At 70.4% G+C, this 22,407-nt stretch carries 24 protein-coding genes, 1 tRNA gene and 2 pseudogenes; 13 read left to right on the top strand and 14 right to left on the bottom strand.

What is annotated here, in order from left to right:
- Positions 1 to 68: 68 nt before the first annotated feature.
- Together ACFYO9_RS10465 and ACFYO9_RS10460 are read left to right on the top strand one after the other, a co-directional pair.
- On the top strand, positions 69 to 1,625 hold the full coding sequence (locus ACFYO9_RS10465; RefSeq protein WP_358776935.1) for an AlkA N-terminal domain-containing protein: 1,557 nt from the start codon (positions 69 to 71) through the stop codon (positions 1,623 to 1,625).
- A gap of 21 nt (positions 1,626 to 1,646) precedes the next feature.
- Positions 1,647 to 2,150 carry a methylated-DNA--[protein]-cysteine S-methyltransferase gene (locus tag ACFYO9_RS10460; RefSeq protein WP_358776977.1) on the top strand — a complete coding sequence of 168 codons (504 nt, stop codon included), beginning with the start codon at positions 1,647 to 1,649 and terminating at the stop codon, positions 2,148 to 2,150.
- A gap of 29 nt (positions 2,151 to 2,179) precedes the next feature.
- Here the strand turns inward: ACFYO9_RS10460 and ACFYO9_RS10455 are convergent, their stop codons facing one another.
- From ACFYO9_RS10455 to ACFYO9_RS10445, 3 genes are all read right to left on the bottom strand, one after another.
- Positions 2,180 to 3,550: a replication-associated recombination protein A gene (locus ACFYO9_RS10455; protein WP_358776934.1), complete on the bottom strand. Its 1,371-nt coding sequence runs from the start codon at positions 3,548 to 3,550 to the stop codon at positions 2,180 to 2,182.
- Positions 3,551 to 3,635: 85 nt separating this feature from the next.
- Entirely contained in the window at positions 3,636 to 4,004 is a 369-nt protein-coding gene (locus ACFYO9_RS10450; protein ID WP_358776933.1) for an MmcQ/YjbR family DNA-binding protein, read from the bottom strand.
- Positions 4,001 to 4,387 carry an MmcQ/YjbR family DNA-binding protein gene (locus ACFYO9_RS10445; protein WP_355816086.1) on the bottom strand — a complete coding sequence of 129 codons (387 nt, stop codon included), beginning with the start codon at positions 4,385 to 4,387 and terminating at the stop codon, positions 4,001 to 4,003. Before ACFYO9_RS10445 ends, ACFYO9_RS10450 begins: the two co-directional genes overlap by 4 nt.
- Positions 4,388 to 4,518: 131 nt before the next feature.
- Here ACFYO9_RS10445 and ACFYO9_RS10440 point away from each other — a divergent pair, with 131 nt between their 5' ends.
- Positions 4,519 to 5,454 (top strand): helix-turn-helix domain-containing protein, encoded by a 936-nt coding sequence (locus ACFYO9_RS10440; RefSeq protein ID WP_388666194.1) that lies wholly within the window; start codon positions 4,519 to 4,521, stop codon positions 5,452 to 5,454.
- A gap of 174 nt (positions 5,455 to 5,628) precedes the next feature.
- Here the strand turns inward: ACFYO9_RS10440 and ACFYO9_RS10435 are convergent, their stop codons facing one another.
- From ACFYO9_RS10435 to ACFYO9_RS10420, 4 genes are all read right to left on the bottom strand, one after another.
- Complete coding sequence (locus tag ACFYO9_RS10435; protein WP_355816080.1) at positions 5,629 to 7,062, bottom strand: carboxylesterase family protein; 1,434 nt, start codon at positions 7,060 to 7,062, stop codon at positions 5,629 to 5,631.
- A 198-nt stretch (positions 7,063 to 7,260) separates the two neighbouring features.
- Positions 7,261 to 8,274, bottom strand: coding sequence for a zinc-binding dehydrogenase (locus ACFYO9_RS10430; protein ID WP_355816077.1), 1,014 nt, complete (start codon positions 8,272 to 8,274; stop codon positions 7,261 to 7,263).
- Between the two features lie 235 nt (positions 8,275 to 8,509).
- A complete protein-coding gene (locus tag ACFYO9_RS10425) occupies positions 8,510 to 8,752 on the bottom strand; it encodes a hypothetical protein (protein ID WP_355816074.1) in 243 nt (80 codons plus the stop codon).
- 118 nt (positions 8,753 to 8,870) lie between these two features.
- A complete protein-coding gene (locus ACFYO9_RS10420) occupies positions 8,871 to 9,020 on the bottom strand; it encodes a hypothetical protein (protein WP_355816071.1) in 150 nt (49 codons plus the stop codon).
- Positions 9,021 to 9,122: 102 nt separating this feature from the next.
- Between ACFYO9_RS10420 and ACFYO9_RS10415 the strand changes: the two are divergent.
- Positions 9,123 to 9,426, top strand: a pseudogene (locus tag ACFYO9_RS10415) (hypothetical protein); the annotation flags it as partial.
- A 23-nt stretch (positions 9,427 to 9,449) separates the two neighbouring features.
- Here ACFYO9_RS10415 and ACFYO9_RS10410 read toward each other — a convergent pair.
- Both ACFYO9_RS10410 and ACFYO9_RS10405 read right to left on the bottom strand, forming a co-directional pair.
- Complete coding sequence (locus ACFYO9_RS10410) at positions 9,450 to 9,761, bottom strand: YcxB family protein (RefSeq protein ID WP_355816068.1); 312 nt, start codon at positions 9,759 to 9,761, stop codon at positions 9,450 to 9,452.
- Between the two features lie 485 nt (positions 9,762 to 10,246).
- Positions 10,247 to 11,161 carry an alpha/beta hydrolase gene (locus ACFYO9_RS10405; protein ID WP_355816066.1) on the bottom strand — a complete coding sequence of 305 codons (915 nt, stop codon included), beginning with the start codon at positions 11,159 to 11,161 and terminating at the stop codon, positions 10,247 to 10,249.
- A gap of 69 nt (positions 11,162 to 11,230) precedes the next feature.
- On the opposite strand from ACFYO9_RS10405, the gene ACFYO9_RS10400 reads away from it, so the two are divergent.
- Together ACFYO9_RS10400 and ACFYO9_RS10395 are read left to right on the top strand one after the other, a co-directional pair.
- Positions 11,231 to 11,707 (top strand): MarR family transcriptional regulator, encoded by a 477-nt coding sequence (locus tag ACFYO9_RS10400; RefSeq protein WP_355816063.1) that lies wholly within the window; start codon positions 11,231 to 11,233, stop codon positions 11,705 to 11,707.
- 149 nt (positions 11,708 to 11,856) lie between these two features.
- Positions 11,857 to 12,027, top strand: a complete 171-nt coding sequence (locus tag ACFYO9_RS10395; RefSeq protein ID WP_388666128.1) for a hypothetical protein — start codon at positions 11,857 to 11,859, stop codon at positions 12,025 to 12,027.
- A gap of 1,381 nt (positions 12,028 to 13,408) precedes the next feature.
- On the opposite strand, the gene ACFYO9_RS10390 is transcribed toward ACFYO9_RS10395, so the two are convergent.
- From ACFYO9_RS10390 to ACFYO9_RS10380, 3 genes are read right to left on the bottom strand one after another with little or no spacing between them, the layout of a single operon-like run.
- Positions 13,409 to 13,723, bottom strand: coding sequence for a hypothetical protein (locus tag ACFYO9_RS10390; protein ID WP_358776932.1), 315 nt, complete (start codon positions 13,721 to 13,723; stop codon positions 13,409 to 13,411).
- Positions 13,720 to 14,763 carry a hypothetical protein gene (locus tag ACFYO9_RS10385; RefSeq protein ID WP_358776931.1) on the bottom strand — a complete coding sequence of 348 codons (1,044 nt, stop codon included), beginning with the start codon at positions 14,761 to 14,763 and terminating at the stop codon, positions 13,720 to 13,722. The genes ACFYO9_RS10390 and ACFYO9_RS10385 overlap by 4 nt, the downstream gene beginning before the upstream one ends.
- Before the next feature lie 25 nt (positions 14,764 to 14,788).
- Positions 14,789 to 15,274, bottom strand: a complete 486-nt coding sequence (locus ACFYO9_RS10380) for a hypothetical protein (RefSeq protein WP_388666126.1) — start codon at positions 15,272 to 15,274, stop codon at positions 14,789 to 14,791.
- A 36-nt stretch (positions 15,275 to 15,310) separates the two neighbouring features.
- On the opposite strand from ACFYO9_RS10380, the gene ACFYO9_RS10375 reads away from it, so the two are divergent.
- From ACFYO9_RS10375 to ACFYO9_RS10360, 4 genes are all read left to right on the top strand, one after another.
- Complete coding sequence (locus ACFYO9_RS10375; RefSeq protein ID WP_358776929.1) at positions 15,311 to 15,550, top strand: hypothetical protein; 240 nt, start codon at positions 15,311 to 15,313, stop codon at positions 15,548 to 15,550.
- Between the two features lie 38 nt (positions 15,551 to 15,588).
- Positions 15,589 to 16,014: an ATP-binding protein gene (locus ACFYO9_RS10370; protein WP_358776928.1), complete on the top strand. Its 426-nt coding sequence runs from the start codon at positions 15,589 to 15,591 to the stop codon at positions 16,012 to 16,014.
- Complete coding sequence (locus tag ACFYO9_RS10365) at positions 16,011 to 16,514, top strand: hypothetical protein (protein WP_358776927.1); 504 nt, start codon at positions 16,011 to 16,013, stop codon at positions 16,512 to 16,514. Before ACFYO9_RS10370 ends, ACFYO9_RS10365 begins: the two co-directional genes overlap by 4 nt.
- Before the next feature lie 144 nt (positions 16,515 to 16,658).
- A complete protein-coding gene (locus ACFYO9_RS10360; RefSeq protein WP_358776926.1) occupies positions 16,659 to 16,826 on the top strand; it encodes a hypothetical protein in 168 nt (55 codons plus the stop codon).
- A 249-nt stretch (positions 16,827 to 17,075) separates the two neighbouring features.
- Here ACFYO9_RS10360 and ACFYO9_RS10355 read toward each other — a convergent pair.
- Positions 17,076 to 17,160 (bottom strand) — tRNA-Arg (locus tag ACFYO9_RS10355).
- A gap of 57 nt (positions 17,161 to 17,217) precedes the next feature.
- Positions 17,218 to 18,929: pseudogene (locus tag ACFYO9_RS10350) on the bottom strand (BCCT family transporter).
- A gap of 270 nt (positions 18,930 to 19,199) precedes the next feature.
- On the opposite strand from ACFYO9_RS10350, the gene ACFYO9_RS10345 reads away from it, so the two are divergent.
- The 3 genes from ACFYO9_RS10345 to ACFYO9_RS10335 all read left to right on the top strand — a co-directional run bounded on the left by ACFYO9_RS10345 (position 19,200) and on the right by ACFYO9_RS10335 (position 22,364).
- Positions 19,200 to 20,321: a glycerate kinase gene (locus ACFYO9_RS10345; protein ID WP_355816247.1), complete on the top strand. Its 1,122-nt coding sequence runs from the start codon at positions 19,200 to 19,202 to the stop codon at positions 20,319 to 20,321.
- Between the two features lie 673 nt (positions 20,322 to 20,994).
- The gene (locus ACFYO9_RS10340; protein ID WP_358776925.1) at positions 20,995 to 21,612 is read left to right on the top strand and encodes a hypothetical protein; all 618 of its coding nucleotides are present in this window, start codon (positions 20,995 to 20,997) and stop codon (positions 21,610 to 21,612) included.
- On the top strand, positions 21,609 to 22,364 hold the full coding sequence (locus ACFYO9_RS10335) for a hypothetical protein (RefSeq protein ID WP_358776924.1): 756 nt from the start codon (positions 21,609 to 21,611) through the stop codon (positions 22,362 to 22,364). Before ACFYO9_RS10340 ends, ACFYO9_RS10335 begins: the two co-directional genes overlap by 4 nt.
- Positions 22,365 to 22,407 lie beyond the last annotated feature (43 nt).

The raw sequence follows: 22,407 nt of genomic DNA, 5'->3' as shown, positions 1-22,407 counted from the left end.
CAGGCAGCGCGACGTCGATGTCGGATTCTCGCCAGCCATCGAGAGCGGGACCCGCGATCCTTGGAGGCATGCACACCGACACAGAGCGCTGTGTACGCGCCGTCCAGTCGAAGGACGCCCGTTTCGACGGCTGGTTCTTCACGGCAGTGGTCACCACCCGGATCTACTGCCGGCCGAGCTGCCCGGTCGTGCCGCCCAAGGCCGAGAACATGACGTTCTACCCGAGCGCCGCCGCCTGTCAACAGGCCGGTTTCCGGGCCTGCAAGCGGTGCCGGCCGGACAGCAGCCCGGGCTCGCCCGAGTGGAACCAGCGCGCCGACCTGGTGGCCCGCGCCATGCGCCTCATCGCGGACGGCGTCGTCGACCGCGAGGGCGTCCCCGGACTCGCGCACCGCCTCGGCTACAGCACCCGGCAGGTCGAACGCCAGCTGCTCGCCGAGCTCGGCGCGGGACCGCTCGCCCTCGCCCGCGCCCAGCGCGCGCAGACCGCGCGGCTGCTCATCGAGACGAGCGGGCTGCCGATGGCCGAGATCGCCTTCGCCGCCGGGTTCTCCTCGATCCGCACCTTCAACGACACCGTGCGCGAAGTCTTCGCGCTGGCGCCGGGGGAGCTGCGGGCCCGTACGCCCAAGCGGCCCGGAGCCGCGCCGTCGGGTGCCTCGTCATCGGGTGCCACTGCGCCGGGTGTCACTGCGCCGGGTGTCACGGGGTCGGGTGTCTCGGCGTCCGGCGCGGCGGGTGGCGTCCTCTCGCTCCGGCTGCCGTTCCGCGCCCCGCTCAACCCCGACAACCTCTTCGGCCACCTCGTCGCCACCGCGGTGCCCGGCGTCGAGGAGTGGCGCGACGGGGCGTACCGCAGGACCCTGAGCCTCCCCTACGGGCACGGGATCGTCGCCCTCACCCCGTACCCCGACCACATCGGCTGCCGGCTCGCCCTGACCGACCTGCGCGACCTCACCATCGCCATCAGCCGGTGCCGCCGCATGCTCGACCTGGACGCCGATCCGGCCGCCGTCGACGGCCAGTTGAGGACCGACCCGCTGCTCGCGCCGCTCGTCGACAAGGCCCCGGGGCGGCGCGTCCCGCGCACCGTCGACGAGGCCGAGTTCGCCGTGCGGGCCGTCCTCGGCCAGCAGGTCTCCACGGCCGCCGCCCGCACCCACGCCGCCCGCCTGGTCACCGCGCACGGCACCCCGGTCGCGGACCCCGAGGGCGGCCTCACCCACCTCTTCCCCGGCCCTGAGGCGCTCGCCGCGCTCGACCCCGAGTCCCTCGCCCTGCCCCGCAGCCGCCGCACCACCCTGACCACGCTCGTGGGCGAACTCGCCGACGGCGGGCTCGGACTCGGCGTCGAGAGCGACTGGGACGAGGCCCGCGCCCGGCTCGCCGCGCTCCCCGGCTTCGGGCCCTGGACGGTCGAGGTCATCGCGATGCGGGCGCTCGGCGACCCCGACGCCTTCCTCCCCACCGACCTCGGCATCCGCCGCGCCGCACAGGAACTCGGCCTGCCGCACACCCCGGCCGCCCTCACCGCGCGCGCCGCCGCCTGGCGGCCCTGGCGGGCGTACGCGGTCCAGTACCTGTGGGCCACCGACGACCACCCGATCAACCACCTCCCCGCGTAAGGGACAGCGAGACCCATGCCCATGGAACGCCTGCACACCCGCATCGACAGCCCCTACGGGACGCTCACACTCGTCGCGACCGACGGCGTGCTCAGCGGCCTCTACATGATCGAGCAGCGTCACCGTCCGCCCGAGGAGACCTTCGGGGTCCCCGACCCCGCCCCGTTCCGCGAGGTGACCCTCCAGCTGGCGGCCTACTTCACGGGGGAGCTCACGGAGTTCGACGTGCCGCTGCGGCTCGACGGCACCCCGTTCCAGCGCACGGTCTGGCGCGCGCTCCAGGACATCCCCTACGGCGAGATCCGTACGTACGGTGAGCTCGCGGAGATGCTCGGCCGCCCCACCGCCTCCCGCGCGGTCGGCCTCGCCAACGGTAAGAACCCCATCGGCGTCATCGTGCCCTGCCACCGCGTGATCGGCGCCAACGGCAGCCTGACGGGGTACGGGGGCGGCCTCGATCGCAAGCAGCGGCTGCTGGCCTTCGAGAGCGGAGCGGCCAAGTTCGGCGCAGACGTGCTTTTCTGACGGCCCGTCAGGTGGTAGCTGACGTTGCGTCAGTGACCGCCTGGTCGGCCGACCCGGTATTTGTCGTCTGGGCCGGCATCTGTCGTGTCAGCCGCGTTGTCTGCGTGCTCGCAGAGTGGCCCAGTGGCCCAGTGGCGCAGGCGTTCGGTGATCTGGGCTTCGTAGCCGTTGCGGGTGGGCTGGTAGTACGTCTCGCGGTCCATGCCGTCGGGGAAGTAGTCGGTGCCGGAGAAGCCGTCGGTGGTCTCGGGGTCGTACTGGTAGTCCTTGCCGTAGCCGATGTCCTTCATCAGCCGGGTCGGGGCGTTGAGAATGTGGGCGGGCGGCATGAGTGAGCCGGTGCGGCGGGCGGCGCGGTGTGCGGCATTGAAGCCGCGGTAGACGGCGATGGATTTGGGGGCGGTGGCGAGGTAGACGACGGCCTGGGCGATCGCCAGCTCGCCTTCGGGGGAGCCGAGTCGCTCGTACACGTCCCAGGCGGCGAGCGCCTGCTGAAGGGCTTGCGGGTCGGCGATGCCGATGTCCTCGCTCGCGAAGCGGACCAGGCGGCGGGCCACGAACAGGGGGTCCTCGCCGCCATCGAGCATGCGGGCGAGCCAGTACAGGGCCGCATCCGGGTCGGAGCCGCGCATCGATTTGTGGAGCGCGGAGATCAGGTTGTAGTGGCCCTCCTGCGCCTTGTCGTACAGCGGGGCGCGCTGCTGGATGTGGTGGGCGAGCACGGCGGTGTTCAGGATGGTCCCGGTGTCGGGGAGGGCCTGAAGTTGTTCGGCCATGTTGAGGAGGTAGCGGCCGTCGCCGTCGGCCATGGCGATCAGTGCTCGGCGGGCGTCGTCGTCCAGGGGCAGACGGTGGCCGGTGAGGTGTTCGGCGCGGTCGAGGAGGGTGGACAGGGCGGTTTCGTCGAGGCGTTTGAGGACGAGGACCTGGCTGCGGGAGAGGAGGGCGCCGTTGAGTTCGAAGCTCGGGTTCTCTGTGGTGGCGCCGATCAGGGTGATCGTGCCGTCCTCGACGTAGGGCAGGAAGCTGTCCTGCTGGGCGCGGTTGAAGCGGTGGATCTCGTCGACGAACAGCAGGGTGCCCTGGCCGACGGTGCGCCGGCTGCGGGCTGCGGTGAAGACCTTGCGCAGGTCGGCCACGCCGGAGAAGGTGGCCGACACGGGCTCGAAGGCCAGGTTGCCGGCGTGGGCGAGGAGCCGGGCGATGGTGGTCTTCCCGACGCCGGGCGGGCCCCACAGGATGGCGGAGCTGAGGCGCTGCTGGGCGATCATGCGGCCCAGCGGGGCGTTCGGGGCCAGGAGGTGGTCCTGCCCGACGACCTCGTCGAGCCGGGTGGGGCGCAGGCGGTCGGCGAGTGGCCGGGTGGGCTCCTCGTCGAAGAGCGGCAGGGTTGGTTCCATGGGTCTCTCGGTCGGCGGCGAGCGTAGCGAAACGGGGGTTGCTGACAGGAGGCAGCGCAGCCGCTGGTGGGTGCGCTGGGGGTGTTTATCGGAGGTCGGGACGGTCGCCTGGTGGCAACTGGGCGGCGACCAGGTCGTAGGAGTCCTCGATCGCGTCGGTGATCAGCCGTTCGGTGATGCCCGGCCCCGGTCTGAGCGTGATCCAGTGGCGTTTGTCGAGGTAGCGGCCCGGTGTGATCGAGGCGTGGGCGTCCATGTGGGCACGGGCGTGTTCGGGTTCGCACTTGACCGTGATGATCTGTTCGTCCGGGTCGTCGGTGACGATGAGGAACACCTTGCCTGCGACCTTGTACACGTCGAGCTGGGGAGTGAAGGGGCGTGAGTGGCTGACGTCGGGCAGGGCGAGGGCCGCCTTGCGGGCGGTGTCCTGGAGCCGGTCGCCGGCCGCGCTCACCGGGATGCCCGCGTGCCGCCGGCGTAGGTGTGCGGGTCGACGGGCTGGTCGGCCTTGGGCAGGTGAGCGACGACAAGCCGGTAGGACTCGGTGACGAGCTCCCGGACCAGGGATTCGTCCACGCCGTCCCCATCTTCCAGGGTGATCCAGTGCTTCTTGTTCATGTGGTAGCCGGGGGTGATGTGGCTGTTGTGTCCCCGCAGGGCGAGCGCCTCGCCGGGCTCCGACTTGAGGATCACGACGGGACGCCCTGGGACCTCGGTCATCAGCATGAACAGCTTGCCGCGCACCTTGAAGACCTCCCAGTCGTCCCCGAAGGGATGCTCCAGCTCGGCTCCGGGAAGCTCCTGCGCGCAGTCGGCGGCGGACTTGTGCAGAGTCATGGGGCGTTGTCCTCCTTGAAGTGGTAGCGGGCTGCGGCGCCGAAGACCGCAGAGTGTGGGTCCCGCAGTTGCGGCGGCACAGTCCATCCTTGCCCTGAAACCACCGAAAACGGGCGGTAGGCTGCGGACACATCATGGTCGACAAACGACATTCAGCCCCGAAGGGCCAGGCCGAACCGACTGAGGTCCCCTTGTACGGTTTCCAGCCCCCGGTCGGCACGCCCTTCGGGCTGGAGGTGAGCACCGTGGAAGACTTCTTCGCCCAGCACGACGACTGGCCGTGGAACCCGCCCCGCCCGGGCCGCGCCACCTTCCACTACCTCATCGCGGTCACCGCGGGCGAGCTGCTCCACGACGTCGACCACCTCACGCGGACCGTTGCCCCCGGCCAGTGGTTGTGGGTGCGACCCGGACACACGCAGTGCTGGCATCCACCCGGCACCGCCCGCGGCCCGTTCATCCTGTTCGAACCGGACGTGCTGACGCCCGGCACCGCCCGCCTGCTGGCTCCGCTCACTTCGCACGAGGCCCCCGCCGTGCTGAACCCACACCCCGACGACGCCACCTGGCTCCACCAGACGACGCTCCAGCTCCTCGACGAACACCGGGCGCTCGGACGCCGCCCCCTCGATGTCCACCATGCCTTGCGGCGCAGCCTGCTCGAATCGCTGCTGCTGCGCCTGGCCAGCGCCTCCGGCACCGCTCCCACGGGCGCGGCGTCGGCCGGCACTGGCCGCGGTGACACCTACGGCCGGTTCGCGGATGCCCTGGAGCTGCACTTCCGTGAACTGAACCGGGCGGTGGACTACGCCGAGCTGCTCGGCTGCTCGGTGCGCACGCTGAGCCGTGCCGCCCGGGACGCCACCGGCAAAGGGGTGCGTGACCTCATCGGCGAGCGGCGCCTGCTCGAAGCCCGGCGCCTGCTGGGAGGTGCGCGGTGGGATGCCCGGAGTGTGGCCGCACATCTCGGTTTCTCCGACACCGCGAACTTCGGCCGCTTCTTCCGTGACCGCACCGGCCTCACCCCGGCCGCGTTCGCGTCCGGAGTAGATACGGCCGGTCCGTGAGCGGGGCGGGGCCATGCCCGGATCTCAGCCGTCCAGGGTCCGGGGGATCCGGGGGCGTCCCCTGACGTCAGGGGGTTGGTGCGGACTCGACGGGAACGGAATGGCAGCGATGCCGTCACCGGGCCCCTGGGCTGACCGCACAGACTCAGACGGTTCTCACTCCCGGCGAAGCAGCTACGGGCGGTTAACGCCCGAGAAAGTCTCGAGGACCTTTTCAGCGTGAGCGGTGGCGTCGTAGGGCATGTCGCCGATCCCCTTGGCGGTCGGCACCGTGGTGACGGGCTCCCACAGCGCACCGGTGTCACCGCAGGCGAGTGCGAGCAGCGCGTCCCGGACGAACGTGTCGCGGGCGATCTGCGTGTCGTTGGCGCCGGGGCGGGTCTGGCCGACGATGCCGTACATCTCAGTGCCGTGTACGGCGTGCGCTCCCTCGACCGGGCCGACGACGAGCAGGTGCGCGTTTCCGCCGGCCGCGGCGTGCGCGAGCGCTCCCCGGGTCTGCGGCAACGTGAAGGAGAAGTCGGTGAGCAGCGCACCGCGGACCTCGACAGAAGTGCGTCCGTCGATGTCGTAGGCGGCGACGATCTTGCGGGCACGGCTGCGCGGGATACGGTTCCGGTTGGCGAACTCCGCAATGAGGGCGTCCATGCTGCCCGGGTCGAAGTCTTCGGTCCGGTGCAGGACCCACCAGTCGGTTTCGTGGGTGGTGCTGCTGAAGAGGATGTCGACGTCGCGGTGTTGACCAGATTCGAGGACGCGCATGGGGTGGCCCGTGAGGACGCCGTTCGACTGCTCTCGGTCATCAACGATGGCGATGACTTCGTTGTCCACGCCGTGCGCGGCACCGGGATCCGGCGACTGGGTATGGGCCATCGTTTTGGCGAGCAGGTCCGCGTCCACGGTGAGGAGCTGCTCGGGGTCGTCCTGCAGCCCGAGCGTGGTGAGGACAATGTGGGCGCGCTCTTCCGCACCCCAGGCCGGCACCTGGCGCGATGGCATGCCCGAGAACGCGGCCAGGTGGTGGTAGAGCCCCTCGGCGGACGGCGCGGCGAGGAGGCTCAGGGCGGAGAACGCGCCGGCGCTGTGGCCTGTGACCGTGACATTGTTCGGGTCGCCACCGAATCGGACGATGTTCTCCCGTACCCACTGCAGCGCGGCGATGATGTCCTGCAGGCCGAGATTCGACGCTTCTGCGAGAGCGCCGCCGTATTGGGACAGGGAGAGCCACCCGAAGGGGCCGAGCCGGTAGTTGAGGGACACGCCGATGGCGCGGCCGGTCGCGGCGAGACCTGACGCGTTGGAAGTGGTCTGGGTGTTCGCGCCGAGCATCCACCCGCCGCCGAAGACGTACACGATGACCGGGAGAGGCTTGCCCCCGGCGTCGGCGGGTGCCCACACGTTGAGGTTCAGACAGTCCTCGCTGAACCCGTTGTCGGCCTCGAGCCAGCTGGTGTCACCGGCCTGGAGCGGCGCCGGCCCCTTCTGGTCGTAGGGGAGGTCGGGGTCGAAGGGCACGACCTTCGGGCTGCGGAAGCGGTCGGCGGTGGCGTACGGGATGCCGAGCCATGAGCGCACGGCGCCCTGTTCAGCGGTGGCGGTGCTGGTCATGCGAGAGAGTCCTTTCGGGGATCAGATGTCGTCTCAGGTCGTAGAGTCGCCGCCGATGGCGGTCGCGTCCTTGGCGGCCTCGCGGTCGGATGGCAGATGCTCCCCGTGGCGGAGTCGCTTCGTGATCGCGCGTTCGAAGCCGGCGGTAGTACGTCTCGGGGCCCATGCCGTCGGGGAGCCACGTCCCGCGATCGATTCTCAGTCGTCCAGGACGACGACGTGCTTACCCGGGGTGGTGCCGGATTCGACGTCGTCCTGGGCGTCCCGGACCTGTTCCAGACCGTGATAAACCTTCGCGACCGGGACCCTCAGGCGCCCCTCGGCGACGGCCTGGAGCTGGCGGGCGAAGACGTCCGCCGGGAGGTCGGCGGCCTCGCCCGCGTAACTGGTCAGCCGCACCCCGACGGGGATCATGAACGGGGTGAAGTCGTTGATCGACCACTGCCCCGCCAGAGCGCCGGTGAAGCACGCGGTGCCGTGCCGGCGGACGGTGCGCAGGGTGTCCGCGAGGACCGAGCAGCCGACCAGTTCCAGCGCGGCGTCGACACCGTCCGGCATCAGCTCGCGCACCTGGTCGGCGACGGTGCCGTTGTCGATGAGGGGGTGGTCGACGCCCGCAGCCCGCAGTTCCCCGGTCCTGTCCGGGCTGCGGGTGGTGGACAGTACGGTGGCGCCGAGGTCCTTCGCGATCGTGGCCGCGCTCAGCCCGACGGTGGAGGTGCCACCGCGGATCAGCAGCGTCTGCCCCGCCTGCAGGCCGAGGCCTGTGGTCAGGGAGCCGTACGCGGTCTGGAACATCTCCGGCAGCGCGCCGACGACGTCCCACGGCAAGCTGGTTTCGAACGGGATGACCTGGGCCGCGGGGACGCTCACGTATTGGGCGTAGGCGCCATCGTAGGTGCGGCCCATGTTGCCCATCATGGTCGCCACCTGCTGACCCGGGCCCAGCCCGCTGTCCTCGTCGACCACGCCGACGCCCTCGATACCGGGGACACGGGGGTAGGTGACCTCCGAGTCCGACTCACCCTTGCGGGTGGTGACCTCGGACTCGTTGACGCCGAACGCCTTCACCCGGATCCGTACCCAACCGGTTTTGCGTACGGGAACCGGCACTTCCTTGAGCTCCAGGGCATCGAGGCCGCCGGGCCGGGTGACGACGACGGCCCGCATCGTCGCCTGCACGGCGTCGCCGGCTGCTGTTGATTGGCTCATACCGCGATCCTCACTCTGTCTCGCCTCTCGGCGCGCTGTTCCGGATGGTCGCCCGCCCTCCGTCGGGGTGGTCGTTGCCCTCCCACAGATCGAGGACCTACTGGTAGAGGACGGTGCCCTCGAAAGCAGAGTTGCCGAGGTTTCCGCGACGGGCTCGTCCGTGACTGCGGGGCACAGGCGGGAGTGCTCGCCGGTGGCGAAACCGAGCACGATGTTGCGAATACGCGTGTCACGCTCAGCCTGCTCCGCGCTGCGGGCAGTCCTCGCCCATCCCGCCGCTTGCTTCGAGCCAGTCGCCGCTGTCGGGCTGGACGGAGACGACGCTTTTGCGGTCGTAAGGGAGGTTCGGATCGAAGTCCGCGACCACGGGGCGCCGGTACCGCTCGGCGGTGGTGTACGGAATCCCCCACCAGGACCACACCCCTGGCGCAGTCGGAGCCGTAGGTGCGGCGGCGGCGCTCATGGCCTCTCCCTCCATACTTCGACGATGCCGTGCTGGGGGTGCCAGGCCTCCTCGGGCAGTTGGGGGGCGCGGCACCTATCCATGTTGTACCGGTCTCTGGCACCTCCACCGTGCGGAGGCGGACAGCCAATGGTCATTCGAAGACTTTGGCGGCTGCTGGCGGGTCAGCGGCGATGACCCTGGTCAGTGCCCCGGCGCCGTCCGGACCTTCGACGACGGCGACGTCCTCTTCGACTGTCAGGCCGCGCAGTTCGTCTGTCGCATCGTCATCGGCCCGCACCACCGGTTCATGATGGCCCGCTAGGTCGACGCCCACTGGTTCGTGAACTACCAGGAGAGCGGTTGACCGAACTCGACCGCCAACGGGTCCTCAACCACGTCGCCTATTCAAGGTGCTGATCTTGGCGCCGGGCAGCTGAGGACTGCACAGCCCGGCTCGACCGCGCATAGCGATGAGAACAACTGCGAATGCCATTGGGGCAGTGCGCAAGAACTCGCCCTGCTCAAGACACCGGATGTGGAGTTGGAACCGGACCTCCTGCGCCGGACCTGGGCGGCCATCGACTGGACCCGACTGGACCGATCACGCCGCCGTGCTGAAGCGCGTCCTGCCGCAGTTCGCCCCCGTGCTGGTCGCCGGCCGCGCGGATCCCCTGTTCGGACTGGAAGAGGCCGGGTTCACCTTCGCCGGCGTGGGGGCCCGCCGCGTTCCTCACACGCGAGTGGTGTGCTGGTCCAGGATGGCTCGCAGCCGGTCGAGGCCCTCGGCCTCATTCACGCCCCGCTTGGGCAGGACACCGAGGTACATGATGTTGGGGTCCCGACTCAGCAGGACGAAGTGGCCGGCAGTCTCCCGGTAGCCCTGGAAGACGGCCCACCGCTGGATCAGCGTGGTGTGGTCGGTCTCGCAGGTGATCCCCGCCGGGGACACGGTGGCGCGGTACTCGCCCTGCCAACCGACGAGCCGCTGCACACTGGCGGCCTGCAGGCGCGGGTACCCCCACACGATCAGAACGACGGACACAAACAAGACGGTCGAGACCACATCGAAACTCCCGCGACCCACAGTGAGGAGCAACCACTGCCCTGCCCACAGAGTGAGAAACACACCCCGCAGCAGCAACCCGGTCCGCTTGATCCGCCCGCGGACCCGAAGGCCGACCAGTGTGTCGGCAGACCGAGGCCGGTACACCACCTGGACCGCGGCCTGCTCGTCCGTGACACCGTCAGACGATTGCGGGTTGTGCACGCCTTCGGCGCCGCGACCCTCGGCCATAGTTCCTCCCCCGGTACAAAGACTGCGGATCCTACCGAACCTCAGTGCCGGGGCGGACGGCCGCCGTGGCCGAGCGATGGCGATCGAGTATGCCACGCAGCCGGTTGGCGTCGTCACAGCGCAGATCGAGCAGGCCACAGCGGCAGTACGACTGACCGTGCCGATGAGGACGGTGGACGCACGTCCCGGCGGCCCGGCGCTGGAACGTCAGCTGCACCTGATCGCCGAGGCCCTCACCGGGCAATCGGCCGGGCGCGGATGCGCTGACCGATGAAGAAGGCCGCGCGGTCCAGTGCCTCGTCGGCCTCGTCCAGGGCGCCGGCGAACGACTGGAACACGTGCGGCACGTCGGCTGTGACGTCCAGGATGACGTCCACTCCGACGGCCGTCGCGCGCGCGGCCAGGCGCGTGGAGTCGTCCAGCAGGATCTCGTTGGTGCCCACCTGGATGAGCATCGGAGGGAAGCCGGTCAGGTCGGCAAGGACGGCAGGGCTGAGCATCGGGTGGTGCGGGTCCTGCCCAGTGAGGTACATGGCCCCGGTGTGTTCCACGGACTCGCGGGTCAGGACCGGGTCGATCCCTTCCTTGGTGACCATGCTCTCGCCGGTACGGGTGGCATCGAGGCCAGGGGAGAACGCCACCAGGGCGGCGGGCAGGGGCAGGCCCGCGTCGCGGGCGGCCAGGCAGGTCGTCACCGCGAGACCGCCACCGGCGGAGTCCCCCGCGAACACGACGGCCGAAGGGTCCAGGCCGCTGTCGAGGAGGGCAAGATAGGCGCCCAAAGTGTCCTCTGTCGCAGCCGGGAACGGGTGCTCGGGGGCGAGTCGATAGTCCACCGAGTACGCCTCGAAGCCGGTCTTGACGACGAGGTGTCCCGTCAGCGACAGCACGCTCTGCGGGGAGCCGTACACCCAGCCTCCCCCGTGGAAGTAGAGGATCGTCCCAGCGCGTGAGAGGTCGCTGGCCGGCTCGACGTGCAATGCGGGCCGGTCGCCGAGCTTCGCGCGCGCGGTGCGGATGCCGTCAGGCACGATCATTCGGGCCATCAGCGCTTCGAATCCGGCTCGGATCTCTGCGACCGACCGGGAGCCTTGAGGTCGCGGCTGCCGCAGCATCGCGTCGACCTGTGCACGCTGTTCCCTGCTCATGCTTCTCCCTCTACCGCGAATGCCTTCCACAGAACTATATGCCTCGGCATATAAAGTAGGATACATGCCGTGGCATCCAAAAGAGACAACGAGACCGTAGACCTCCCGGGCTTCTTCGCCGACTTGGTCCGTTGCGAGACGCGTCTGTACAACGCTCTCAACGGTCTCCTCCGCGACCGGCACGGGATCGTCACCTCGCAGTTCGAGGCCCTGCGCTACCTGCGCGACCACCCGGAAGCTCGCGTGGCGGACCTCGCTACCGAGTTCGCCATCGGCATCGGGGCGACCAGCAAGGTCATCGACCGGCTGGAAAGGCAGGGCTGGGCTGTCCGACAGCCGAACCCGTCCGATCGCCGCTCCTCCCTCCTGTCCCTGACCGACGGCGGCTCCCGACTCGTCGACGCGGCGGAGAGGACCTTCGCCGACGGAGCGGTCGAGCTGCTCAGGGGTACGCTCGACGATTCCTCGGCGCCAGCCGTCGCGCGGGCCATCTCGAAGCTGCGCGCCGCGCTCGAACGCGACCGGACCGGCATGCCCACGGGCTGACTCTCCGGCCCGCTACCCAACAAGCCCGAACCTGGCATGTTCGCCCAGCTCCGCCCCCTGAGCACCGACCCACTCCACCGAGCAGGACAGAACCGCATCCGGGCCACCATGGACCGGCTCCTCCGAGGCGAGATGCCATCCGGCGGAATGTGCGAGTCAAGACGCTCGCCAACGAGGCGGCCGCCGACCGCACGGCGTTCTACGGCACCCGCCCATACGCGTACCTCCGCGCCGAGTTCGAACGACGCCTCCAGGCGCTTCGAGACGTCGGTGAGATCCCTGACCCTCGCGAGGCCCAGATCACCCGTCTCAAGGCATAGAGAACTGAGCTCCGGGAATGGCTGGCCCAGGCAGAGGAGACGATTGAAGAACTCACCGACTTCCGCGGTCAGGCCTTGGCCGGCCTCGCCGCCCAGCACGAAGAGATCGTCCGGCTCCGCGAGATCACTGCCGGCACTCGGGTCAGCCGCCTGCCGCCATCTCGGACCGCCGTCATCGGGGCATGCAGCTGATGCCGCATACCCGACCGGATGCCGGCTCTCACATGGCGGGAGGTGAACCTCACCAGCGATCAAATCGAAGCCTCGTCGGTGAGCGAAGGCACGGCACATGGGCGGAGGACCATGTGGCGCGAACAGCCGTGGCACCAACCCTCCCGCAACGGCGGGGGACCCCGCCGCAACGCACACAGTCTCCGACCGGGCGAGCGCGAGCGCCCCAGACGTAGCAGCTCCGACAGAGCCCCTTGTGCCTGCGACCCCACGCCTGGCACTGCGGGCAAGAGATTGGCGCATGGCCACGGGCCCGCTGACACGCTGATGGCGAACCGCCTTCTCCTGCCGCCCGGCGCACTGCGTCATGCCGGTCCCTGGCATGACTTGGAGACAGAGGCACGCAACGCACTTGCACGCGCGGTCGACGCTTACAATTTCCTCGAAGACACCGGCCTCCGCCAACTCGCCCACAACCACGCCCATCACGTTGCAGCCCTGGTAGGTGGACTGTTCGGGTGCGACATCGAGTACTCGGACGACACCTGCTGGGATGTCTCCCCTTCTCACTCATGCATTACAGGTGGGGCATGTCTGCTGGGTTCACCTCTACTCGGTGCTGCTCCCTGTGCGGACAGGACATCGATGCGTGCGAGCACCTGCTTGACACCCGACACCCCGTCACTGTGCGGCGCGTTGGTGAGGGAACGTGCAACGCCTGCGGCTACCAGAGCTGCTCTCACACCGACGGGGAGACCGTTATGGCTTATCCGCGGCCGATCCTCTCCGGGGCACAACTGCACGAAGTGAGCCTGGTCTCCCGGCCGAGGGACCCCCTGGCCCGCTTCGCCAAATTCGAGATCGAACCGCAGATGCTCATCCAGGGTTCAGGAGAACACCCGGCGGCCTCGTTAAGGGGAACCCCTGCACGCCCTGTTCCACCTGATCGCTCCGTGGACTGCGACGGGGCGAGGCGTGCGACCAGAAGTGGACCGACACCAACCTGAACGTCGGTCTCATCACCGGCGCCAAGCAACTCGTCGTGGACCCAGCGAAGGAGCACTCGTTGCCACTCAGAAGCCAGAGTTCCCGGGCTACTTGACCGAGGGGTTCCATGCGGTTCGCAGTGGACTGATTGCGCGGTCTGGGCATCGTGAATCTGACCCCTTCGATCAATTGTCCGGGAAGTGGGGATCTTTCGTATCGGCGATTAGGCGCCGAGCGAGTCGATCATGTGGTCGTCGAGGTCGGCCACGAAGTCTTCTTGTCGCCACTGACGTAGGTCACGGCGAGCCCGACGTAGGCGGATCACGGCTACTCGCCCGCCCGTCGAGGTGGCTGCGTCGACGCAACCGTGCAACAGGTCCGCGGCCGACCGCGGGTCGTCAAGGCGGATGCGCGCGAGCGCCTGGTCGGTCGACACGATCGCCCGCTGCACTCGTTCTCGCGGGGCGACAAGCGAGGCTGCCGATCGGGCGAAGTAGTCGTGTGCCTCGGACGCGTCGCCGACGTAGAGCGACGTCACCCCCTCGAAGCCCCGCAGGTGAGCGGGCGAGAAGCTCGTCGACGCTGTCGCCGGGTCGCCGTCGCGGCTGCTCTCCATGTCGTACCAGGCGAGCGCGAGGGCAGCTTTCGCAGCTTGCCCGCCCCGGCCCGAGCCGCGATTTCAGCCTGCAAGGCATGGGCACGGGCGCGAACGGTCACGCTCTCACCCGCTCGTGCGTCACGTACCGCGGCGTCGACGAGTGCCTTCGCGGGATCGAGCCCCGGGGTCGAGTACAGCGTCACGAGCGCGTGACTCATGTGCACCATGGCCCGTCGCCACGGCGCCCCGATCGCGCCGGCCGCCGTCGTGGCCGCAGCGTAGAGAGATTGCGATGCCTGGTCGTCCCGGGTCTCGAATGCGAACCGCCCGGCGAGTGTGTACGCCTGTGCGGCAACCGTTTGAAGATCAGGAACGAAGACGTCGGGGACTGCTGCGGTCTCGTCGAGTAGACGTCGGCACGACTCGACGACCGGGGCGAGCAAGAGCTGTAGGCGTACGAACGGGATGCTGCCCACTCGCAGGTTGACGTCGTTAATTGCGACGCGCATCGCGCTGAGCAGTTCCTCGTCGGCGCGGGACGGATCAGCAAGGGCGGCCGACAGAGCGACCTCGGTCGTCGGCCCGAGCAGTGCGAGCAGCCCGCCGCCGGCATCCGTGGCTGTCCGCACGAGCAGCGTGCGCAGCTCGTCGAGGCGCTGCTCGTTCTCCCCGAGGTGAGCGAGCGCGTCGAGCAGCTCGGCGAAGTCCGAGCCGGGACCGAGCGACGTCTGCCCGGCGGCATCCTGCGCGTACCGGCGCGCGAGCAACAGTTGATATCGCTCGCTCGGCAGGGTGGGCGCCATAGCGCTCTCCCACCGTGCGACCGATCGCTGCACACTGGCGAGGCTCGAATCGAGCGGCTGCCCGAGCTGCGTAGCGGTATCGATCAGGGCTTGCGCGGTGTCTCGCAGGGACCAACCGCGGCGCTGCCGAAGTCTCTTGAGTGTGGCGGCGCCGACGGCACTGTCGTGCGTGCTCATGTCCTCATGATGCCCGCCGAGTGGGTCATACGGGCACGATCAGGCGAGGTTTACCCTGCTGTGCACCGTAGTTGATCGTCTGCCAGGTTCCGGACGTGCCTTCGGTCCCTTCCCTGGGGAACCCGATCACCAGGTCGGAGTGATCGACCATCCACCGGTTTCGGGCGTGGTACGCCGGGGTGCGCAGTTCTTCGGCGCCCAACTCGGCGATCTCGACGATCCGTTCGCGGCACCGGTCGATCGCCTCCCGTGCCTCGGCCGGCTGCTGTGCCACCGTCCCGGGCACGACGATCGTGATCTTCGACTTCGAGTTCTCGGCGAGCCACAACAGGGTGAGACTGTCGATTCCCTTCGCGCCCCCGATGTAGAAGTGCGATTCGTCGTCGGCGAAGGCGCCCAAGTATCGGGCGAAGAGGTCGGCGTAATAGGTGAGTTCGTGGTGTTCGGTTGACCGCGTGCCAGTAATCGTCAAGGTCAGAGGCATGATCAACTCCGTGTCATAGGTTGTCATATCCCGCGCCGCATGCTGCTGCGGTGGGATCGAGGCATGGACGCGAACACCGCAGCCATTCTGGCGGAGCAACTTACGGCGCATGGTCTGTCCGTAACAAATACGGATGAAACGACAGTAAGTGTGTCGAACCCGCTTAACCGGGGCGTCGTCGAGGCGGTAGACCACCGCGACGGGCGCTATGTCACGGATTGGGGATACGAGCTCGGCGAGACCGGCGACGAGGAAGGCACGGCCGAACGGCTGGCCTACCTCCTGGGCCTTCCCCGGCGGTGAACATGCCGACGAACCTGACACTCGAAGGTGGGCCGCCCGTGCAGCAACCACGCCCGAAACTGTTCAGCCGCCAACCGGTATCCGTCGGGGAAGCCCGTTCGTTCGTCGCGGCGGCGCTCACCGGTTGGGAGCCCGACGACCGGCTCGACGACGTGAAGGTGTGCGTCTCCGAGCTCGCGACGAACGCGATCCGGCACGGTAGCCGTGTCGGCCGCGGATTCCTCGTCCGGGTGGTGGGCCGCGACGAGCGGCTGCGGGTCGAGGTGCGCGACGGCGGCGGCAGCGACGGACAGGCCCCGTACGTGAAGGAACCGGCCGCCGACGTCGACTCGGGCCGCGGGCTCTACCTCGTTGCGACCCTCGCGGACGACTGGGGCGTGAACCGGCACGAGGGCCCCGGGCATACCGTCTGGGCCGAGTTCAAGGTCGGCCCGCCCAACAGTCATGAGGGGGCGGCGAAGTGACGACCGACCAACTCGCCCCGGCCGTGCCGACACCGGGCGTAATCGCGTCCCTGTCGGTCCGGCCGTGGGTCGACCACACCAGCGACGGCAGAGGGTTCGCTCCCATGCTGATCACGCACCCGACGCCGAGACGCGACGACGACACCGCGGCCGTGATCGAGTCCCGCATGCGCAGTGTTGTGCACGCCCTCGGCGCAGCCCCGGCCGACCGGACGTTGCCCGACGTGGGCGAGCGGATCGCCGTGCATGACGGCGTCGTCCTGGTCCGCCTCGACGGCACCCCGCACGCCCTCACCACCCGAGCCGGGCACTGGGGACGGATGATCACCGAGATCGGGCACGTGCTGCTCGCCGTCGGCCTCGACCCACTGTCGCCCGCCGCGGTCGGCCCCGAGGTCGACGAGTACCTCATCACGTCGACGAGGTCCGGACGGCTGTACTTCGCGGCTACGAGCGTCGCCGCCTCGGCTCGGCACATACAGACCGCGGCGCACCACTAAGACAGGGTCGCTCGGCGGTGAGTCCTCCCCCGCGGCTCCCGCCGGGCGGCCCGACCACCCACCCGCACACCCCCCCCACGAATCCCGCACCGCTGCGGAGGTGCCACGGACGGCGACGGCTGGTCGGTGCGCGAGGGTGGCCCGGTGTCGCTGTGGGGCGAGGTCGAGCAGTCGCTCGCGCTGTGGCACGCAGCGGGTGCGCCGACCGCAACCGAGTTCGGGGTGAGCGTCGAGCCGGGCCGCCAACGAATCTGGCTTGAAAACGCCGCCGAGGGCCCCAGTTGGCGCCTGCCGATCGTCCCCAGCACATGACCGGAACGGTAGGATGCCCTCGCCTCGTGTGCGGGCTGTCGAGGCGGCTGCCGGGCCTAGCGTGTCCGTCCGAGCCGAGGCGCCGATCCCTCTGAGACAGAGCGAACCGCTCCGCCCCCGTACTGGGAGCGGAGCGGTTTTCATGATCACTGGGGGATGTGGACTCTATGTGGACTCCGGGCAGCAGCGAGGCCCCTCGTTCGAACGAACGAGGGGCCTCGCGCATGCGCTGACCTGCTATGCAATCAGTGCCCCCGGCAGGATTCGAACCTGCGACACCCGCTTCAGGAGAGCGGTGCTCCGTGAACGTGGGCCTGGTCGCCAAGAGCGTGGCCCTCGCACCGCAGCACCCCGCCTTCCCATCGCCCCGACCTCCATCACCCCGCCTCCCTCAATCCCCCTCCCTGTTCCGGGACTTCACGATGCGGCGCAACCGGCGATGCCGGTCCGGAGCCTGCTCGGTGATCGCGTCGCCGACCATCGTCCGTACCGCGTCCCGCAGGCCGTGCAGGGCGTGGCCGCGTGCGGGGCCCGCGCCGGGGTCCTCGCGCAGTTCCTTCAGGAGCGCCCAGCACAGCGCCAGCATCACCACCGCGAACGGCAGCGCCACCAGGATCGTCGCGCTTTGCAGGGAGTCGAGGCCGCCCGCGACCAGGAGCACCGCCGCCACCGCGGCCATCAGGACGCCCCAGGTGACGACCAGCCAGGTCGGCGGGTGCAGCGAACCACGGCTGCTGAGCGAACCCATCACCAGGGAGGCGGAGTCCGCGCTGGTGACGAAGTACGTCATGACGAGGATCATCGCCACCCACGACGTGAAGGTGCCGAGCGGCAGCGCGTCCAGCATCGCGAAGAGCGAGGACTCCGCGCCCTCCTCCACCCGCGCCGCCATGTCCACCCGGCCGGTCGCGTCGAGCCGGATGCCGGTGCCGCCCATCACGCAGAACCACACGATGGTGGCGCCGCTCGGCACCAGCAGCACGCCGATCAGGAACTCGCGGATCGTCCGGCCGTGCGAGATGCGCGCGATGAACGTGCCGACGAACGGCGCCCAGGACAGCCACCACGCCCAGTAGAAGATCGTCCAGGCGCCGAGCCAGCCGCTGTCGGTGAATGCCCCCGTCCGCGAGGCCATCGGCAGCAGCTGGTGCAGATAACCGCCGACGCTCGCCGGGATCGCGTCGAGGACGTACACGGTCGGGCCGAGGACGAAGACGAACAGCATCAGACAGGCCGCAAGCACGATGTTGAGGGTGCTGAGCCACTCACGCCCTTGTGCACGCCCGAGAAGGCCGACACCACGAAGGCGGCGCCGAGCGAGACGATGATGATCAGCTGGAGGGTGGTCGAGTCCTCGACGCCCGTGGTGAGGTTGAGCCCCGTGGCGACCTGGAGGGCGCCCACGCCGAGGCTGGTGGCCGTGCCGAAGACGGTCGCGAAGACCGCGAGCAGGTCGATCAGCCGGCCGGGCCACCCCGCCGCCCGCCGGGCGCCGATGAGCGGCACGAAGACCGAGCTGAGACGGTTGCCGCGGCCCTTGCGGAAGCCCGCGTAGGCGAGCGCGAGGCCCGCGATGCCGTAGATCGCCCACGGGGTCAGCGTCCAGTGGAAGAAGGAGTACTCCAGGGCGGTGCGGGCCGCTCCGCCGGTGCGGGGCGCGGCGCCCGAGGAGGGCGGCGGGTTCAGATAGTGGGTGAGCGGCTCCCCGACGCCGTAGAACATCAGGCCGATGCCCATGCCCGCGCTGAACATCATCGCGATCCACGCGAGGTTGGTGAACTCCGGCCGCGCGTCGTCCGTGCCGAGCCGGATCGCGCCGAAGCGGCTCAGCGCGAGGACCACGCACAGGACCAGGAAGACGTCCGCGGCGATCACGAAGAGCCAGGCGAAGTTGGAGAGCACCCAGCCGAGCGCGGTGTCCGACGCGTGCTCGAAGGACTTCTTGCCGAGCGCGGCCCAGGCGACCACCGCGAGGACGGCCGCCACGCCGATGCCGACGACGACGTGGTCGGGGGTGCCGTCCGGAGGCGAACCTTCCGCCGGGCCCCGGCCGGTCGGCGGGGGATCCGGCGGGCCGTCGCCGGGGAGGGGCTGATCGATCATTTCCGTGCTCATGGCGCACCACTATGAAGCGGTATGAGGGGATTTTTCGCCGGGGCACGCCGTCTCGCGGCGTGGGTGGCCATGGGCAGCGGGCCCCGTCTGCGGTTATGGTCGCAGCGGCGCGACTGCCTTGACGCGAGCAAGGCCCGAAAGCAAGGGGAAACCAAGGTGGCGGACGCTGCAGGGACGGCGGGACACGGGCGACGGACGCAGGCGCACGCGCCGGCGCCCGCTCAGGACGAGCGGGCGGGGCGCGGACCGGCGCAGCGCGTGCTCATCGCCGCGGACAAGTTCAAGGGCTCGCTCACGGCCGTGCAGGTCGCCGAGCGGGTGACGGCGGGCCTGCGCCGTGTCGCGCCCGATGCGACGGTCGAGGCGCTGCCGGTCGCCGACGGCGGCGACGGCACGGTCGCGGCGGCCGTCGCGGGCGGCTTCGAGCGCCGCGAGGTGCGGGTCACCGGGCCACTCGGCGACCAGGTGACGGCGGCGTACGCGCTGAAGGACGGCACCGCCGTCGTGGAGATGGCCGAGGCCTCGGGCCTCCAGCTGCTCCCGGAGGGCGTCTTCGCGCCGCTCACCTCCACCACGTACGGCTCCGGGGAGCTGCTGCGCGCGGCGCTCGACGCGGGCGCCCGCACCATCGTCTTCGGCGTCGGCGGCAGCGCCACGACCGACGGCGGCGCGGGCATGCTCGCCGCGCTCGGCGCGCGCTTCCTGGACGCGGACGGCGACCCCGTGGCGCCCGGCGGCGGCCCGCTCAAGGAGCTGGCCACCGCCGATCTGTCGGGCCTCGACCCGCGTCTGAAGGACGTCGAGATCGTGCTCGCCAGCGACGTCGACAACCCGCTGACCGGGCCGAAGGGCGCGCCGGCCGTGTACGGGCCGCAGAAGGGCGCCACCCCGGAGGACGTCGCCGCGCTGGACGCCGCGCTCGCCCACTTCGCCACGGTCCTGGAGAAGGCCATCGGCCCCAAGGCCGCCGAGTACGCGCAGTCGCCGGGCGCGGGTGCCGCGGGCGGCATCGGGTATGGCGCGCTCGTCGGCCTCGGCGCGGGTTTCCGGCCCGGCATCGACGTCATGCTCGACGTGCTCGGCTTCGCGCCCGCGCTGGAGCGGGCCACGCTCGTCATCACCGGTGAGGGTTCGCTCGACGAGCAGACCCTGCACGGCAAGGCTCCCGCCGGGGTGGCCGCCGCCGCGCGGGCCGCCGGGGTCGAGGTCGTCGCGGTCTGCGGCCGCCTCGCGCTCGCCCCGGAGGTCCTCGGCAGGGCGGGCATCCGCCGCGCGTACGCGCTGACCGACGTCGAGCCGGACGTAGCGCGGTGCATCGCCGAGGCGGGCCCGATCCTGGAGACGGTGGCGGAGGGCATCGCCCGGGACTTCCTGGCCTGAGGGTCTCCGGCCCGAGGCTGGCCTGAGGGTTTTCCCCGGCCGGGGCGTTCGCCTCGGCCGGGGCGTCTCCCCGGCCGGGGTCTGCCTTGGCCGGGGTTTGTCCCGGACGGGGGTCTGCCTCGGTCGGGGTCTGTCTCGGGTCGGCGTCCGCCTCGGCCGGGTCACCTCGGCTGCGGTCTGCCTAGGGCCGGGCGTGTCTCTGCCGGGGTCTATGTCGGCCGAGGTTCGCCTTGGCCGGGTGCATCTCACCTGAGGTCTGCCTCGGGGGCGGGCTTGTCTCGTTGGGCGCCTCCGCCTGGATCCCTCTCGGTTGGGTGCCTCGGCCAGGTTCCGTCTCGGTCGGGCGCCTCCGCCTGGATCCGTCTCGGTCGGGCGCCTCGGCCAGGTTCCGTCTCGGGTTGGGCGCCTCCGCCAGGACCCGTCTCGGTCGGGCGCCTCCGCCAGGTTCCGTCTCGGTTGGGCGCCTCCGCCAGGACCCGTCTCGGGTCGGGCGCCTCCGCCAGGATTCGCCTCGGCCGTGGCTTCGGGTTTTTTCGCCCCCGGTTCCCCGCCTCCGCGGCTGCCCGCACGGCTGCGGGGCCTCTCGTCCGCGCCCGTTGGATCGGGCTGCAAGCCCGCCCCGTGTCGTACCGGGGACGTGATCGTTTCTTCAGGGCGTGAAGAGGACTCGATCTTGACCGGGTGGGTGCAGCTCGGGGGCGGTCTCGGCATCGTCGCGACCCTCTGCCCGGTGGGCGCTCTGTCCGTCGACGCGCGGGTCGAGGCGCTCGGCGTGGTCCTGGCGGAACGGCTGGAGATCTGCCGTCCGGACCTGCCGCCCGCCGCGGCCGACGACGCGCCGCAGCCGGTGCCCGAACCGGCCCGCACCCCCGGCGCGCGGCCGGCCCGAGCGCCGGTCGCCACTCCCGCCCCCGGAGCGCTCCACGCGGCCCCTCCTCCCGCGCCCCCACCCGCTCCCGCCCCCGCCCCCACCAAGCGCCCCGCCGAACCACCGGCGCCGGCCGCGCCACGGGTGCGGGAGCTCGTCGTTCCCGTACGACTGGAGACCGCACCGCACCCCGCGCGGGCGCGGTCCGCCCAGCCGCCCCCGCCGCCCCCGCCGTCCTTCGGGCCACCCGGCTACCACCCCGCCGGGGAGCGTGAGCGGGTGGGCGGGCGCTCGATGGTCACCACGACGATGGTCGTCACCACCCCCGCGGTCCTCGCCGCCGCACTGCTGCGCCCACGCTCGCGCTCCGCCGCGTCCGGCGCCCGATCCCGCCCCAACCCGCCCTCCGGAGGCCCCACGTGACGGAATGGTTCGTACTCGGTCTGGCCATGGTGCTGGCCTGCGCGGTCGTGCTGACCGTCACCGTGCTCAGACACCGCAGAGTGCCGGACGACGACGACCCCAGCCAGACGCCCGACGTCCTCGAATACATGGTGATGATGGTCGGCGTCGTCTACGCGATCGTCCTCGGCCTCGCCATCGCCGGCGTCTGGGAGGCCCGCGGCGCCGCCCAGGACGGCACCCGCGACGAGGCGCAGGCCCTGCACGAGATCACCCGGCGCGTACAGGTCTACCCGGCGGACGTGCGCGAGCGCGTCCAGCAGGACGTGCGGCAGTACGGCGAGCACGTGACCCGCGTCGAGTGGCCGCGCATGATCGAAAACCACGAACTCACCGACCGCGGCGGTGAACTCCTCGACACCCTGCGCCAGGACATCGCCGAGCGCCCGCCCGCGAACGACCTGGAGGCGCAGACCTACCAGCCGCTCCTCGACCAGGTGGCCGCCGCCGACGAGGCGCGCCGCACCCGCGCGGACAACGCCGAGGAGACCCTCCCCGGAGTGGTCTGGTTCGGCCTGGTCAGCGGCGCGCTCGTCACCGTCGGCCTGATCTTCACGCTGCAGATCAGGCGCTCCGCACGGGAAATGCTGCTCGCGGGCACCTTCAGCGCCCTGATCGCCTTCCTGCTCTTCCTGGTCTGGAACTTCGACGCGCCCTTCGGCCGGTCGACGGCCGAGTCGGCGAGCGCCTTCCAGGATCTGATCAGCACCTGAACTCCCGTACCGGGCCCGCCCCTTCACCCCGGGCGGGCCCGCC

The sequence above is a fragment of the Streptomyces sp. NPDC005863 genome (assembly GCF_042871345.1).
Lineage (GTDB): Bacteria > Actinomycetota > Actinomycetes > Streptomycetales > Streptomycetaceae > Streptomyces.
The sequence above is the reverse complement of the archived record's forward strand: the minus strand, read 5'-3'. Positions and strand labels throughout refer to the sequence as shown.

Coding starts and splice junctions, on each gene's coding strand:
- ACFYO9_RS10455 (WP_358776934.1), bottom strand. CDS start 3,550: ATGGAACCAACCCTGCCGCTCTTCGACGAGGAGCCCACCCGGCCACTC.
- ACFYO9_RS10425 (WP_355816074.1), bottom strand. CDS start 8,752: ATGGAGGGAGAGGCCATGAGCGCCGCCGCCGCACCTACGGCTCCGACT.
- ACFYO9_RS10375 (WP_358776929.1), top strand. CDS start 15,311: ATGGACGCGAACACCGCAGCCATTCTGGCGGAGCAACTTACGGCGCAT.
- ACFYO9_RS10380 (WP_388666126.1), bottom strand. CDS start 15,274: ATGACAACCTATGACACGGAGTTGATCATGCCTCTGACCTTGACGATT.
- ACFYO9_RS10445 (WP_355816086.1), bottom strand. CDS start 4,387: ATGACTCTGCACAAGTCCGCCGCCGACTGCGCGCAGGAGCTTCCCGGA.
- ACFYO9_RS10385 (WP_358776931.1), bottom strand. CDS start 14,763: ATGAGCACGCACGACAGTGCCGTCGGCGCCGCCACACTCAAGAGACTT.
- ACFYO9_RS10460 (WP_358776977.1), top strand. CDS start 1,647: ATGGAACGCCTGCACACCCGCATCGACAGCCCCTACGGGACGCTCACA.
- ACFYO9_RS10465 (WP_358776935.1), top strand. CDS start 69: ATGCACACCGACACAGAGCGCTGTGTACGCGCCGTCCAGTCGAAGGAC.
- ACFYO9_RS10405 (WP_355816066.1), bottom strand. CDS start 11,161: ATGAGCAGGGAACAGCGTGCACAGGTCGACGCGATGCTGCGGCAGCCG.
- ACFYO9_RS10430 (WP_355816077.1), bottom strand. CDS start 8,274: ATGAGCCAATCAACAGCAGCCGGCGACGCCGTGCAGGCGACGATGCGG.
- ACFYO9_RS10435 (WP_355816080.1), bottom strand. CDS start 7,062: ATGACCAGCACCGCCACCGCTGAACAGGGCGCCGTGCGCTCATGGCTC.